Raw genomic sequence first — 13,815 nt, forward strand, 5'->3', positions numbered from 1 at the left:
TGGCCGCAAGAAACCTCTGCCCTGATGGGGCCAGGTGGCCTCACCGCGGACCGTTCCGATGCGGGGAACGAGACAGCGCGGCCAGCTTCTTCTTCGCGCTTTGCAGCAGGCCGAGTCGTTCGGTCGGCAACTGTGCCCTGGTTTGTCCGGGCGCGATGATCTCGAAGGTCGAAGCGGCCGCGAGCCTGGTGACGAGTGGGTCGCGATGCGACGGATCGCTGAGCCGGGTCATCGACACCACATGCACCTGCAGATGGCGATGGAGGCTCTTCGAGAGCTTCTGGCAGGCGGCCGTCATGGCGGCCTCGTCGGGCGTCACGGCGCCATGCACGACGACGAGTTCGATGACGTTGTTGTCGTCCTCTCCCAGGATGAAGGCGCGGACCACCGAATCCTTGAATCTGGAGCGCAGCATCGCGCGGATCGGCTCGGCTGCCGCGAACGACTTCAAGGCGATGCTGCGCAGTTCGCGATGGAAGACAAATGAAGGGTCGACCCTGACGGTCCCGGGTTGATCCGCATGCAGCTTCTGCGATGCCAGGATGCCGCTCCGGACCAGATGCTCGAGCGTGGATTCGAGCTCGCCGGGCTCGAGCTTTGTCCGCTGGGCCAACTCCTTCGACGAAAACCAGTGATCCGGCGCCGAGTACACGACCTGCATGAGCTTCTGCACGGCGGGGGACAGGAGAAAATCTGCAGCACTCAAGGGCGTTCCGACGGGTTGTGAATTCGAAAAGGCCTGAATTATGAAGAACGCCAGCCTGCGATGGGTTGGGCGGCAACCACGCGCCGCGGCGCGGCCCGGATCGGCGTGGTGATGCGTTGTGCGACGACGCCCGCCCGGGACCACCGGGGCGGGGATGCTGTCACAATTGTTTACGAAGCCGCGCGCTTCTTTGAGAGGCGCCCGGTGGGATGACCGATGAACGACAGCTGTGGGCACGGCCTGCAGCGTCACATGCCGCGCGCCCGAAGAAAACCAACTCGCCGTGACAGGTTCCCTATGTCGATTTCAATGCTCCAGTCGCTCTCCGAGACGAACTTTCCCGTGACGATCAAGGGCGGCGAAGACGTCGATGCGGTCCATATCCTGGTGATCGCGGGCCACGTGGAAGCCAACATCGCGAAGGCGGTGCGAACCCCCGCCGGATGGATGAACCCCACCGCCACCGTCACCGCCATCACGCGCACCGGCCTTCAGATGCTGCGGCTCTTTCCCAGAAGGCCCGGCTCGCGCAAGCGACTGGGCGCCGACTGAGCTGAAATGCGCAGCGCGGCCCAGGGGTCGCAGGGTAACGATTTCGGGGCCGGCGCGTCGAGCGCCGACCAGCCCTGAAGTGCGCCGCGTTCCCGGTCGACGGCCTCGGTGACGGCGCCTGTGGTGGGAACCCGCAGCCCGGCCGATATGCGGATTCCGAGCAAGCCAGTTCCTTTTTCTTCGTTCCGCATCGCGTCCCCGACGCGAAGAATCCCGGGCTTCCGCTGCCCCGGATCACAGGCACATGCCGCCCTCGGCGGGTCTGCCGGGCGTCGTCCCTGGAACGAAGAAAGAACACCATGAGCCATCTCAACGACTACCTTGCCGAGAAGCGCGCGGCCGTGCTGGCGCGCAGCGCCGCCATCGAGGCCGGCACCGCGCAGCCGGCGCAACTCAAGGCCACCGTGCGCGCCGAAGGCCGCAGCGGCGTGCGCCGCCTGCGCATCCGCGACCACCAGGTGATCAGCGACAGCCCGCCCGATTTCGCGGGCTATAACCTGGGCCCGAGTTCGCCCGAGCTGCAGCTCGGCGTGCTGGGCACCTGCGTGACCCACATCTTCCTGATCCAGGCGGCCGAGCGCCAGGTGCCGCTGGAGAGCCTCGAGGTCGAGGTCACCGGCATCATCGATCCGCGCGGCGGCAAGCCCGGCCATGAGCAGACGCCGATCTGGCCGCATCAGATCGCCTACACCGTGCACATCGATTCGCCCGCCAGCCGCGCCGACATCGACGCGCTGTTCGAGGCGGTCGAGCGCAACTGCCCGATCCTGAACCTGCTGCGCAACCCGCAGACCATCCGGGCCGAGGTCAAGCTGACCAATGCCCTGGCCACCCAGGCCGACACCCGCCTCGCAGCCTGAGCAGGAACACCGCGCCATGTCTCTCACGCTCGACCACATCGTCATCGCCGTCCACGACCTCGACACCACCATCGCCGACTACACGGCACTGGGCTTCAACGTGCAGCGTGGCGGCGACCATCCCGGCCGCTCGACGCACAACGCATTGGTGGTGTTCGCCGACGGCAGCTATTTCGAACTCATCGCCTGGAAGGCGCCCGCGCCGCAGGAACGCTGGTGGCAACTGCTGCAGCGCCACGGCGAGGGCATCATCGACTTCGCCCTGCTGCCCCGCAGCGTGGCCGACACCGTGAGCCAGGCCGGACAACGCGGCCTGGTGCTCGACGGTCCGCTCGAAGGCGGCCGTCTGCGCCCCGACGGCGAACGGCTGCACTGGCAGACGGCGCGGCCGCCCTCCACCGATCTGCCCTTCCTGTGCGGCGACATCACGCCGCGCGCATTGCGGGTGCCCGAAGGCGGCGCACGCGTGCATCCCAATGGCGCGCTCGGCGTGGCCAGCCTGGCCATCGCGGTCCACGACCTCGACGCCACGCTGGCGCGCTACCGCGCCTTGTTCGGTGATGGCGCCCATGTCGCGATCGGGCAGGCCGTGCCGCTGCCGGGGCAGGGCCTGCGGCTCGCGGTGATTGCATTCGGCAGCAGCGCGCTGGTGCTGTCCGCGGCGCGTGAGCCTGTCGAAGGGCAGGTCGAAGGCCCTTATGCGCTGGTGCTGCGCACCGCGGATGCCACGCAGCCGCTCGGTGCGGTCGACTTGGTGCGCAGCCATGGTGCGCGCATCGAATTCGAGCGCGCGGGCGCCCCTGCGCCGGCCGTGAATCGCGACTGATTTCCGCCTGAAATTTCGGGTGTCGATGCAGGCATCGCTTATCTGCCGATCGCATAACGATGCTACTTAATCGGTGCCCAAAGCACAGACGCCTGACTACGATTTCCAGGGCCGGCGAAGCGCTTGCGCGCGCCGCCGGGCTCTTCTTCCTCTCCATCGAAAGTACTTCGTGATCGTGTTTTCCAGAAGGTTTGAGCGCGCGGCTGCGGCCGCTGCCGTCGTGGCTTTGATGGCGCTGGTCGCCGCGTGCTCCAAGACCGCCGACGCACCGTCCGCCACGGCTGCCGCGAATCCCTCGGCGCCCGTGACCGGCGGCACGCTGGTCTATCTGGAGCAGCAGGCGCACAGCAACCTGTACCCGCCCGCGGGCGGCTTCTACCCCAACGGCGGCATCCTCAACCAGGTCACCGACAAGCTGACCTACCAGGATCCGAAGACGCTCAAGGTCGAACCCTGGATCGCGGAGTCGTGGACGGTCAACGACGCGGTCACCGAATACACCTTCAAGCTGCGCGAAGGCGTGACCTTCTCCGACGGCACGCCGCTCGACGCGGCCGCGGTGGCGAAGAACTTCGACACCTTCGGCAAGGGCAACAAGGAACTCAAGCAGCCGGTGTCCGAGGCCATCAACAACTACGACCGCAGCGAAGTGATCGACGCACGCACGGTCAAGTTCCATTTCAAGAAGCCGTCGCCGGGTTTCCTGCAGGGCACCTCGGTCATCGGCTCGGGGCTGGTGTCGCTGAGCACGCTGGCCCGTCCCTTCGAGGAGCTGGGCGACGCGACCAAGATCATCGGCTCCGGCCCCTTCGTCGTGACCAGCGAGACGCTGGGCAAGGAACTGGTGCTGTCGGTGCGCAAGGACTACGCCTGGGGCCCGACCACGCTGGCGCACCAGGGCCGCGCGCGCCTCGACGAGATCAAGCTCATCGTGACGCCTGAAGATAGCGTGCGCATCGGCGCGCTCTTGGCGGGGCAGGCCGGCTTCATCCGCCAGGTGCAGGCCTACGACGAGAAGCGCGTGAAGGACCAGGGTTTCGCGATCTACGCGCCCTCGACGCGCGGCGTGAACAACAGCATCAACTTCCGCCCGGACAACCCGCTGGTGGCCGACGTGCGCGTGCGCCAGGCGCTGCTGCATGCAACGAACACCAAGGAGATTGTCGAGACCCTGTTCTCCTCGAACTACCCGCAGGCCACCTCGGTGATCGCGGCCACGGCGGCCGGCTACGTGGACCTGTCGGCCAAGCTCGGCTACGACGAAGCCAAGGCCAAGCAGCTGCTCGACGAGGCCGGCTGGACCGTCGGCGCCAACGGCGTGCGCACCAAGGACGGCCAGGCGCTGGTGTTGCGTGCCTACGAGGCGCTGCCCCAGCCGCAGAACAAGGAGACGCTGCAACTGGTGGCGCAGCAGTGGGCCAAGATCGGCGTCAAGCTCGACGTGCTCACGGGCGACACGGGCAGCAAGACCCTCGACAACCTCGACCCGGCCAAGACGGCGGTGTTCCCGACCATGGTGGGCCGCGCCGATCCCGACGTGATCAAGAGCCAGTACTACCCGACCAACCGCAACGTGCTGCTGCAGAAGGGCGGCGTGAGCGACAAGGTCAAGGCCTTCGAGGACGCCAAGCTCAACGCCCTGCTCGAAGGCATTGCCAGCGAGGTCGATCCGGCCAAGCGGCTGGCGCTGGTCGGCGAGGTGCAGAACTACCTGATCGACCAGGCCTACGTGATCCCGATCTTCGAAGAGCCGCAGGCCTTCGCAGGCGCGCCGTGGGTCAAGGACGTGGGCTACGAAGCCGTGGGCCGTCCGAGCTTCTACGCGACCTGGCTGGCCCCACACTGAGCTGACGGATGAGCATGTATCTCTGGCGCCGCATCGCGCAGGCCCTGCTGGTGCTGTGGGCCGCCTTCACCGCGTCCTTCGTGCTGCTGCAGGCGCTGCCGGGGGATGCGGTGCTGATCAAGTTCCTCAACCCCGACCTCGGGCTGGGGCCCGAGGAGATCGCCGACATCCGCGCCGCCTACGGCGCCGACAACCCGGTGTGGGAGCGCTACTTCCACACGCTGTGGAATTTCCTGGGCGGCAACTTCGGCTACTCGATGCAGGCCGGCGTGCCGGTGAGCCAGGGCCTGGCGGTCAACCTGCCGCCCACGCTGCGGCTCGCGAGCTTCGGCTTCGGCGTGGCGCTGCTGCTGGCGGTGGGCCTGTCCTTCCTGTCGAACCTCACACGTTTCGCCTGGCTGCGCGCGGCGATCCAGTCGCTGCCCTCGCTGTTCATCTCGGTGCCGGTGTTCTGGCTGGGCATCATGCTGATCCAGGTCTTCTCGTTCCGGCTCGGCCTGATCCCGGTGATCAATCCCGGCAAGTGGGAAGGGCTGGTGCTGCCCACGCTCACGCTGGCCGTCCCGATCTCCGCGCCGCTGGCGCAGATCCTGATGCGCAACATCGACCAGGTGCTTGCGCAACCTTTCGTGACCGTGGCGCGGGCCAAGGGCGCGACACGCAACTGGGTGCTCTGGAAGCACGTCGCACGCAATGCCGTGCTGCCGACGCTGACCATCGCGGGCATCCTGTTCGGCGAGCTTCTGGCCGGCGCGGTGGTCACCGAGGCGGTGTTCGGGCTCAACGGCCTGGGCAGCCTCACGCAGCAGGCCGTGGGCAACCAGGACACGGCGGTGCTGCAGGCGATCGTCGTGATCTCCGCTGCGGCCTTCGTTCTCATCAATCTCGCGGTCGACCTGTTGTATCCGGTGCTCGACCCGCGCCTGCGCGTTCAACTGGGCCACTGACACCATGAGCCTCACTCTCGAAATGGATTCGCTGGCGCCCACGGGCACGGCGCGCACCGCGGCCGCGAACCCGGTGGCGGTTCCGGCGAAGACCACGCCCGCATGGCGCAAGGGTTTGCATACGGCGTGGCAGGCCCTGCGCCGTGCGCAGCCCGGCCTGCTGCTCGCCTGGCTGGTGATTGCCACCGTCACGCTGTGGGCCGTGGCGCCGGGCCTGTTCTCCGGCTACAGCCCGGTGCAGGGCACCTCGGGCCAGCATCTGCTGGCACCGAGCGCCACACACCTGCTGGGCACCGACGGGCTGGGTCGCGACCTCTATGCGCGTGTGGTGCACGGCGCGGTGCATTCGCTGTCGGGCGCCTTCCTCGCCGTCACCGTCGGTCTGTTGCTGGGCACCTTGATCGGCGTGCTCGCGGGCTCGGTCGGCGGGTTGGTGGAAGACGCGCTGATGCGCGTGGTCGACGTGCTGCTGGCCGTGCCTTCGCTGCTGCTGTCGCTGAGCATCATCATCATCCTGGGCTTCGGCACGCTGAATGCCGCGCTCGCGGTCGGCATCGCCTCGGTGGCGGGTTTCGCGCGTCTGGTGCGGTCCGAAGTGGTCAGGGTGCGCCGCGCCGAGTACGTCGAAGCGGCCTTCGGCAGCGGCGGCAGTTTTCGCAGCGTGCTCTGGCGCCATGTGCTGCCCAACTCGCTGACCTCGGTCGTCGCCATGGCCGCGCTGCAGTTCGGCACCGCCATTCTCTCGATCTCGACCCTGGGCTTCCTGGGCTATGGCGCGCCGCCGCCCACGCCCGAATGGGGCCTGCTGATCGCCGAGGGCCGCAACTACATCTCGACCGGCTGGTGGCTCACCACCGTGCCGGGCCTGGTCGTGGTGGCCGTGGTGCTGTCGGCCAACCGCATCAGCGTGGCGGTGGCGAAGGGGCGCCGATGAGCACGCTGCCGCAGCCGGTGCTGGCGGTCGAAGGCCTGTCGATCGGCTACCGCGAGAAGGACACGCTGCAGCGCGTGGTGCACGACGTCTCCTTCGTCATCCACCCGGGCGAGATCGTCGCGTTGGTGGGCGAGTCGGGCTCGGGCAAGACCACCACCGCGCAGGCGGTGATCGGCCTGCTGCCCGAGAACGGCCAGCGCGAAGCTGGCGCGATCCGGCTCAACGGCGTCGACGTCGCGAACTGGTCGCAGAAGCGCTTCGACGGCATCCGGGGTTCGGTCGTGAGCCTGATCCCGCAGGACCCGACGAGCTCGCTGAACCCGGTGCGCACCGTGGGCGAACAGGTGGCCGAGATCCTGCGCATCCATCGCCGCGTGGAGCGGCGCGAGATCGACGCCCGCGTGGTCGAGCTGCTGGCCCGCGTCGGCCTCTCGCAGCCCGCGCTGCGCGCGCGGCAGTACCCGCACGAGCTTTCGGGCGGCATGAAGCAGCGCGTGCTGATCGCAATCGCGATCGCCTTGCAGCCCGCGCTGATCATTGCCGACGAGCCCACCAGCGCGCTCGACGTGACGGTGCAGAAACGCATCCTCGACCTGATCGACGAACTGCGCTTGGCCTACGGCACGGCCGTGCTGCTGGTGACGCACGACCTGGGCGTGGCCACCGACCGCGCGAGCCGCATCGTGGTGCTGCAGGGCGGCCGCATCCAGGAGCAGGGGCCGACGGCCGAACTGCTGCGCAAGCCGAGCAGCCCCTACACACGCCAGCTGCTGGCCGATGCGCCTTCGCTCGCGATGGCGGACTTCCGGCCGGAGCGCACGCCGGCGGCGTCGGCGGAAGACGACTTCGCCATCGTGGTCGAGCACCTGGTGCACGACTTCGCCGTCGGTGGAACGATCGGCAAGGGTGGGAGCACCTTCCGCGCGGTCGACGACGTGTCCTTCCGCGTGCGCCGCGGCACCACGCATGCGATCGTGGGCGAGTCCGGCTCGGGCAAGACCACCACCATCCGCGACATCGTGGGCTTTCGCCAGCCGACAAGCGGCCGCATCCTGATCGAGGGCACCGAGCTCACGACCCTGCGCGGCGAGGCGCTGCGGCAGTTCCGCCGCAAGATCCAGCTGGTCCACCAGAACCCCTTCAGCTCGCTCGACCCGCGCCAGACCATCTTCCAGATCATCGAGGAGCCGCTCTGCAACTTCGACCTGCTGGATGCCGCCGAGCGCAAGCGCCGCGTGGAGGACATCCTCGCGCGCGTCGGCCTGCCGCCCGCGGTGCTGCAACGCCGGCCGCATGCGCTGTCGGGCGGGCAGCGCCAGCGCGTGGCGATCGCGCGCGCGCTGGTGCTCGCGCCGCAGGTACTGGTGCTGGACGAGGCCGTGTCGGCGCTCGACGTGACCGTGCAGGCGCAGATCCTGCGGCTGCTCGACCAACTGCAGGCCGAACTCGGCCTGACCTATCTCTTCATTTCGCACGACCTCGCGGTGGTGCGCCAGATCGCGGACACCGTGTCGGTGCTGCAGAACGGGCGGCAGGTCGATGCCGGTCGCGTGGAAGACGTCTTCCTCTGGCCGCACAGCCCCTACACGCGCGAACTCATCGACGCCATCCCCGGCAAAAGGAACTCCGATCTTGTCCAACATTCAACGCCTGGGCTTCTTCAGCCGGCTTCTTGACGACGCCACCGCCGCCGAGCGCTACCGCCTCGTCACCGAACAGATCGTGCACGCCGAAGCCCTGGGCTTCGATTCGGCCTGGGTCGCGCAGCATCATTTCCACGAGGCCGAGGGCGGCCTGCCGTCCCCGCTGGTCTTTCTCGCTTCGGTGGCGGCGCGCACGCACCGCATCCGGCTCGGCACTGGCATCGTCACGCTGCCGCTGGAGAACCCGGTGCGCGTGGCCGAAGATGCGGTGGTGCTCGACCTGATCGCCGGCGGGCGGCTGGAGTTCGGCGTGGGCACCGGCGGCACGCCTTCGTCCTTCACCGCCTTCGGTCAGCAGAGCGAGCAGCGCGCGGCGGTGTTCGCCAGCCACCTCGCGCAGTTGCGCGAAGCCTGGGCCGGTCGGCCACTGCCGGGCGGCGACCGCCTGTACCCGGTGTCGGCGCAGCTGCCCGACCGGGTCTGGCAGGCCAGCTTCTCGGTCAGCGGCGGTGCGCGCGCGGGCCTGGCCGGCGACGGCCTGATGCTCTCGCGCACGCAGCCGCGGCCGGCCGATGCGCCGCAGGCCACGCTCGCCGACATCCAGCTGCCGATCATCGAGGCCTACCTGGCTGCGCTGCCGGCGGGCCGCGCGCCGCGCATCGTGGGCTCGCGCTCGGTGTTCGTCGCCAACGACCGCGCGCTCGCGCGCCGGCTGGCGGAGGAGGGCCTGCGCCGCAGCCTGGCGCGCCAGAACGATCCGGCGCTCGCGGGCGTGCAATTCACGCTCGACGAACTGATCGCGCGGCAGGACGTGCACGTGGGCACGCCCGACGAGGTCATCGCCTCGCTGCGCGCCGATCGCACGCTGCTGCACGTGACCGATCTGGTGTGCCAGGTGCACTCGGTGGACCCGCCGCACCGCCACATCCTGCGTTCGATCGAGCTCATCGCCACCGAGGTCGCGCCGGCGCTCGGCTGGGCCGGGCCGTCGACGTCCGCCACGCCGTCCCATTCTTCCCTCGCACCTCTTCAGGCCATCGCATGACTGTCTCTTCTCTTCCGGACGTGATCGACCAACTCGTCGGCATCCAGCCCGGCGACGCGCTCGACGCGATCCGCGCCCAGCGCCAACAGGCACGCCTGCACGCGCAGCAAAGCCACCTCGCGCTGTTCGAACCCGCCGATCTCGCGGCCTCGACCTTCACCGCCGCCGAGCGCCATGCCCTCGCGGTCTTCGTGGCCGGCCTGCATGGCCAGGTCGAGCTGGCGGCCTTCCATGCGGGCGCGCTGCTGCTGGCAGGCGCCGCAACGGACCTGCTGGACGCCGTGACCGCCGAAGCCGCGGCCGGAGCGGGCCACGGACCCTACGGCAGCTACCCGGCCGGCCCGCTGAGCGCGGAGAACGCGCCCGGTCCGCTGTACGTGGCCGGCGAGGTGCGCCGCGCCGTGCTCGGCACGCGGCTCGCCGCGGGCCTGGCGCATGCGCACCGGCTGGTGTTCCATCCGCGCGATGCCGAGGCCGCGTGGCTGCAGGCGCTGCTCGATGCGGGCTGGTCGACCACCGAGATCGTCACGCTGTCGCAGCTGGTCTCTTTCCTGAGCTTCCAGATCCGCGTGATCGCGGGCCTGCGCGCGCTGGCCGCCTCGGCCGGCTCCGCATCGTTGGCCACGGCCTGAACGCACTTCTTCCTCTTCCATGAGCACCCTCACCCTCTCGCATCCCGGCAACGTGCCGCCCAACGCCTTCACGCAGGCGCAGCTCGAATGGCTGCCCTGGCTCGAACCGCTGCCGCAGGAAGAATTGACCGAGCGGCACCTGGCGGGCCTGGTCGATGCCTCGCGCGCCAAGTCGCCGTACTTCATGCTGCTGGCGCGCGACCCGGACATCCTCGGCGCGCGCACCCGCACCGACAAGGACATCTTCTACAACCCCGAGGCCGGCCTGCCGCGCGCCGAGCGCGAACTGGCCGCCGCGGCCACCTCGCGCTACAACGGCTGCATCTACTGCGCGTCGGTGCATGCGCGCTTCGCGACGCATTTTTCGCCGCGCTCGGCCGACATCCAGCGCCTGCTCGACGAAGGCGTGGGCGCGGCGTTGGACCCGCGCTGGGACGCGATCGTGGCCGCGTCGGTCGCACTGTCGGCAACGCCCGTCGCGTTCGACGCCACCCATGTCGACGCCCTGCGCTCGGTGGGCCTCGACGATCTCGCGGTCTCCGACGTGGTCCATGGCGCCGCCTTCTTCAACTGGGCCAACCGGTTGATGCTGTCGCTGGGCGAGCCGCAAGGGCCGGCCGCCTGACAGCGGGGCACGCCCGGTCCACGGCGTCACTTGGACCAGGATGCGCAATGAATCCCGGCATGGAGTGGGGCGTTTTGGACGGTTCGGCCCTGTCGATCCGGTGGCGTATGCTCCGCTTTCTTTTGTGTCAAGGTTCAATTTCGCAATGGCAAAAACATTCGTTCAAGTGCAAAGACAAATCGCGCAGCTGCAAAAGCAGGCCGATCAGCTTCGCAAAAAAGAAGCCGACGGCGTGCTGGCCCGCATCCAGGAAGCGATCAGCGTGTACGGCTTCAGCGCGGACGATTTCGATTTTTCGGGCGAGCCGAAGCGCGCAAGAGCCGTCAAGAAGACCGTCGGCACGCGCGGTCCCAAGGCCGGTGCGAAGACCCGGGTGAAGGCCAAGGCATCGCCTGCCGCTGTCAAGTTCAAGGACGACCAAGGCCACACCTGGGGCGGCCGCGGTCCGCGTCCGGCCTGGTTCAAGGCCGCGCTGGAAGCCGGCAAGACGCCGGAAGAGCTCAGCGCCTGAGCGTCGAGCGGGCGTCCGCTCCGGTCGGGCATTTGGCCTGCACGGGGTGAGTGCTCGCGCTGCTACATTGCCGCATGGTTCCCGCCGACCCCGATCCCGACGCCGCCCTCGATGCCCTGATGGACATCGCTTCGAGCAATGGCGTGCGTGCTTTGCTCGCCCGTCTCAACGAACGGGTGGTGCATCGCTATACCGCGATTTACCGTCTGAACGGCGAGATGCTGCAGTGCGTGCACCTGATCGACAAGACCGGCGCTGTCCAGCCCGGCTTTCTGGCCGAGGTGTCGTTGCAGGACAGCTTCTGCCAGTTCGTTTTTCGCGACGGGATCTTCCTGACGGAGAATTCGGCCTTCGACCATCGGCTCGATGGCCATCCCTACCAGGGTGTCGTGGTGTCGTACCACGCGATTCCGTTGGTGCTCGAGGGCGGCACGCTGTTCGGCACGCTGTGCCATCTCGACACGGTGCCCTGCAACCTGCCGGCGCAGGAACTCGAGTTCCTGCAGCGCGTGGCAGTCGGGCTGCCGGCTTTTCTGGAGCGTCCCGCCGCGTGAGCGGTACACGCCTGAAGGCCGCGCCGTGCGCGGCGTCCCAAGCCGGCCATGACACTCAAGATATTTCTTGTCGAGGACAACCAGACCATCCGGGACAACCTCGTTCCGACGCTGGAGGACCTGGCGCATGCCGAGGTGGTCGGCATCGCGGAAGGCGAGCGCGACGCCAACACCTGGCTTGAGCGCCACCCGAACGCCTGGGAACTGGCCGTGGTCGACCTGTTCCTCAAGGAGGGCTCCGGGCTCGGCGTGCTGCGCCAGTTGCAGGGCCGGTCACAGGGTCAGCATGCGGTGGTGCTGACGAATTACCCGACCCCGAGCATCCGCCATCGCAGCCTGGCGCTGGGTGCCGATGCGGTGTTCGACAAATCGACCGAACTCGACGCCTTCTTCGCCTTCTGCCTGCAGTCGCAGGCGGCGCGCTGAGCCGCTGGCTCCCCCCGTCGGCTAAGGCTGAACCGAGGGAACGGTCAGCGACTCCCCGATCGCAAGGAAATGCCCGCCGGCGATGTAATGCAGGCTGCGCAAGGCCGGGTCGGCGCTCTCGAAGTGCCAATGGCCCTCGCGGAACACCCGCGTGTCCGACCAGGCTGCGACGACTTCGCCGATGAACAGGTCGTAGGTCGCCTGGTTGTGGGGCTCTGCGATCACCTTGCAGGACAACCAGGCCGCGCAGCCCTCGACGAAGGGCAGGTCGCTGCCCTCCATGCGAAACAGCTGCACGCCCGAGCGCGCCAGTTTGTCGGCCTCGTCGCGCAGGCTGTGCGTGCCCAGCGTGTGGGTGAGCGTCAGTTGCGCCGCCGTCGGCACCTGGATCACGAAAGTGCCGCTGCGCTCGACCAGCTCACGGGTCTTGGTCGCCTTGTCCAGCACGACGGTGAGCTTGGGCGGCGCGAAGTCCAGCGCGCAGGCCCAGGCCGCGGCCATCACGTTGTCCACGCCGTCGTGGCGGGCAGACACCAGCACCGTCGGGCCGTGGTTGAGCAGGCGATAGGCTTTGTCGAGCGGGACGGGGGCGATGGGGTTGGGCATGGGCGGTTTCCGGCGGGTCGTTCACGTGAAAGTGAATGATGCCCTGCTTGTGCCATGGCCCGGAGGGGGCGGCGCAAGTCCCCGTCACATGGCGACGCCCGTGAGGGCTCTTGCCGCTGGCAGATACCGCTCCAGGATGCCGCACATCGTCGCGGCGTCTGCCTTGGACAAGGGCGGAAACGGCGAGCGGTAAGAGGTGGCGTTGCGTCGTTCATGCGCACGAATGACCGCATCCATTTCCGCGGGCAGCAGCTTCAAGTCGGCGCTGACGCGCTGGATCGCCAGGGCGCGACCCGCTTCCTTGGTGCGCACTTCGTGGAACTCGAGGACGGCCTGCACCAATTGGTGGTAGCCCTCGTAGGCATTCGTGAACACCTGCATCGGCTCGGTGCTCAACGGCGTGCCGGCGAGCAGTGCTTTGGACAAGGCCAGGAAACTCTCGGCGTTCTTCAGGAACCCCGCCACTGCACCGGGCGTGGGCTGCACCGCTTCGAGTGCGCGTGTTCGGATGAGGTTCTCGTACTCAGTCGGTCTGGGCATAGGGTATCACCTGCAATTTCGGGCCATGGACGATCTGGGAAACCACCGGGTCTTCCTTGACCAGGTGGCGCCATTCCTGCGGCTCATAGACGTTGAATTGCACCACGCGCCCGAGCTTCTGCTGCAGCTGGCTGGACACCTCGAACAGGTCGAGCGGAGCGACCGTGCCCACGACCATGACGTCGATGTCGCTCTTCGCGGTGTCCGTGCCTTTGACCACCGAGCCGAAGATGAAGGCCTCGTCGATGCGATCGGCATGGACTTGCAACGCCTCTCGCAGAGGGTCGATCAGGCCGAAGGTCTTCAGCGCGATGCTTCGCAATTCCGGGTACAGGAAGAACGCGGTGTTGGCGCGGATGCTCCGCTGCCGACCTCTGCGTGGCTCTTCCATGAGTACGCCGGCTTCGATCAGGCGGTCGATCTGTTTCTGGGCGCTCCCGCGGCCCGCATCGGCCTGCCGCAGCAACTCCTGGAGCGTGAAGGATCGCTCCGGCTGACCCAGTGTCGTGCCGAGCACGCGCTGGACAGTGGGGGTGAACAGAAAGTCGACGGAAGCCATTGA

At 68.1% G+C, this 13,815-nt stretch carries 17 protein-coding genes; 13 read left to right on the plus strand and 4 right to left on the minus strand.

Features of this window, described 5'->3' with window-relative positions:
• Nucleotides 1-40: 40 nt before the first annotated feature.
• The gene (locus tag ACSFBC_RS10845) at nt 41-673 is read right to left on the minus strand and encodes a hypothetical protein (RefSeq protein WP_435510327.1); all 633 of its coding nucleotides are present in this window, start codon (nt 671-673) and stop codon (nt 41-43) included.
• 249 nt (nt 674-922) lie between these two features.
• Between ACSFBC_RS10845 and ACSFBC_RS10850 the strand changes: the two genes are divergently transcribed.
• The 13 genes from ACSFBC_RS10850 (at nt 923) to ACSFBC_RS10910 (ending at nt 12,107) form a co-directional block, all read left to right on the plus strand.
• Nucleotides 923-1,258, plus strand: a complete 336-nt coding sequence (locus tag ACSFBC_RS10850) for a hypothetical protein (RefSeq protein ID WP_435510328.1) — start codon at nt 923-925, stop codon at nt 1,256-1,258.
• Nucleotides 1,259-1,557: 299 nt separating this feature from the next.
• Entirely contained in the window at nt 1,558-2,118 is a 561-nt protein-coding gene (locus tag ACSFBC_RS10855) for an OsmC family protein (RefSeq protein WP_435510329.1), read from the plus strand.
• A 16-nt stretch (nt 2,119-2,134) separates the two neighbouring features.
• Nucleotides 2,135-2,944, plus strand: coding sequence for a VOC family protein (locus tag ACSFBC_RS10860; RefSeq protein ID WP_435510330.1), 810 nt, complete (start codon nt 2,135-2,137; stop codon nt 2,942-2,944).
• A 229-nt stretch (nt 2,945-3,173) separates the two neighbouring features.
• A complete protein-coding gene (locus tag ACSFBC_RS10865; RefSeq protein ID WP_435510644.1) occupies nt 3,174-4,790 on the plus strand; it encodes a TIGR04028 family ABC transporter substrate-binding protein in 1,617 nt (538 codons plus the stop codon).
• 8 nt (nt 4,791-4,798) lie between these two features.
• Nucleotides 4,799-5,737 carry an ABC transporter permease gene (locus ACSFBC_RS10870; protein WP_435510331.1) on the plus strand — a complete coding sequence of 313 codons (939 nt, stop codon included), beginning with the start codon at nt 4,799-4,801 and terminating at the stop codon, nt 5,735-5,737.
• A 4-nt stretch (nt 5,738-5,741) separates the two neighbouring features.
• Nucleotides 5,742-6,671: an ABC transporter permease gene (locus ACSFBC_RS10875; protein WP_435510332.1), complete on the plus strand. Its 930-nt coding sequence runs from the start codon at nt 5,742-5,744 to the stop codon at nt 6,669-6,671.
• Entirely contained in the window at nt 6,668-8,347 is a 1,680-nt protein-coding gene (locus ACSFBC_RS10880) for a dipeptide ABC transporter ATP-binding protein (RefSeq protein WP_435510333.1), read from the plus strand. The genes ACSFBC_RS10875 and ACSFBC_RS10880 overlap by 4 nt, the downstream gene beginning before the upstream one ends.
• Nucleotides 8,304-9,359, plus strand: coding sequence for a putative FMN-dependent luciferase-like monooxygenase (locus ACSFBC_RS10885; protein ID WP_435510334.1), 1,056 nt, complete (start codon nt 8,304-8,306; stop codon nt 9,357-9,359). Before ACSFBC_RS10880 ends, ACSFBC_RS10885 begins: the two co-directional genes overlap by 44 nt.
• Nucleotides 9,356-9,991 carry a CMD domain protein gene (locus ACSFBC_RS10890; RefSeq protein ID WP_435510335.1) on the plus strand — a complete coding sequence of 212 codons (636 nt, stop codon included), beginning with the start codon at nt 9,356-9,358 and terminating at the stop codon, nt 9,989-9,991. Before ACSFBC_RS10885 ends, ACSFBC_RS10890 begins: the two co-directional genes overlap by 4 nt.
• Nucleotides 9,992-10,010: 19 nt before the next feature.
• The gene (locus ACSFBC_RS10895) at nt 10,011-10,616 is read left to right on the plus strand and encodes an alkylhydroperoxidase domain protein (protein WP_435510336.1); all 606 of its coding nucleotides are present in this window, start codon (nt 10,011-10,013) and stop codon (nt 10,614-10,616) included.
• 40 nt (nt 10,617-10,656) lie between these two features.
• Entirely contained in the window at nt 10,657-11,127 is a 471-nt protein-coding gene (locus ACSFBC_RS10900) for an H-NS histone family protein (RefSeq protein ID WP_435510337.1), read from the plus strand.
• A 74-nt stretch (nt 11,128-11,201) separates the two neighbouring features.
• A complete protein-coding gene (locus ACSFBC_RS10905; protein WP_435510338.1) occupies nt 11,202-11,681 on the plus strand; it encodes a guanylate cyclase in 480 nt (159 codons plus the stop codon).
• 48 nt (nt 11,682-11,729) lie between these two features.
• Nucleotides 11,730-12,107: a response regulator gene (locus ACSFBC_RS10910; RefSeq protein ID WP_435510339.1), complete on the plus strand. Its 378-nt coding sequence runs from the start codon at nt 11,730-11,732 to the stop codon at nt 12,105-12,107.
• Nucleotides 12,108-12,128: 21 nt separating this feature from the next.
• Here ACSFBC_RS10910 and ACSFBC_RS10915 read toward each other — a convergent pair whose 3' ends face one another.
• The 3 genes from ACSFBC_RS10915 to ACSFBC_RS10925 all read right to left on the minus strand — a co-directional run bounded on the left by ACSFBC_RS10915 (nt 12,129) and on the right by ACSFBC_RS10925 (nt 13,812).
• On the minus strand, nt 12,129-12,713 hold the full coding sequence (locus ACSFBC_RS10915) for a flavin reductase family protein (protein ID WP_435510340.1): 585 nt from the start codon (nt 12,711-12,713) through the stop codon (nt 12,129-12,131).
• 84 nt (nt 12,714-12,797) lie between these two features.
• Nucleotides 12,798-13,199, minus strand: a complete 402-nt coding sequence (locus tag ACSFBC_RS10920; protein ID WP_435510341.1) for a hypothetical protein — start codon at nt 13,197-13,199, stop codon at nt 12,798-12,800.
• Nucleotides 13,200-13,236: 37 nt separating this feature from the next.
• Complete coding sequence (locus tag ACSFBC_RS10925; RefSeq protein ID WP_435510342.1) at nt 13,237-13,812, minus strand: nucleotidyltransferase domain-containing protein; 576 nt, start codon at nt 13,810-13,812, stop codon at nt 13,237-13,239.
• Nucleotides 13,813-13,815: the final 3 nt, after the last annotated feature.

This window comes from Variovorax frigidus (genome assembly GCF_051216515.1).
Taxonomy (GTDB): domain Bacteria; phylum Pseudomonadota; class Gammaproteobacteria; order Burkholderiales; family Burkholderiaceae_C; genus Variovorax.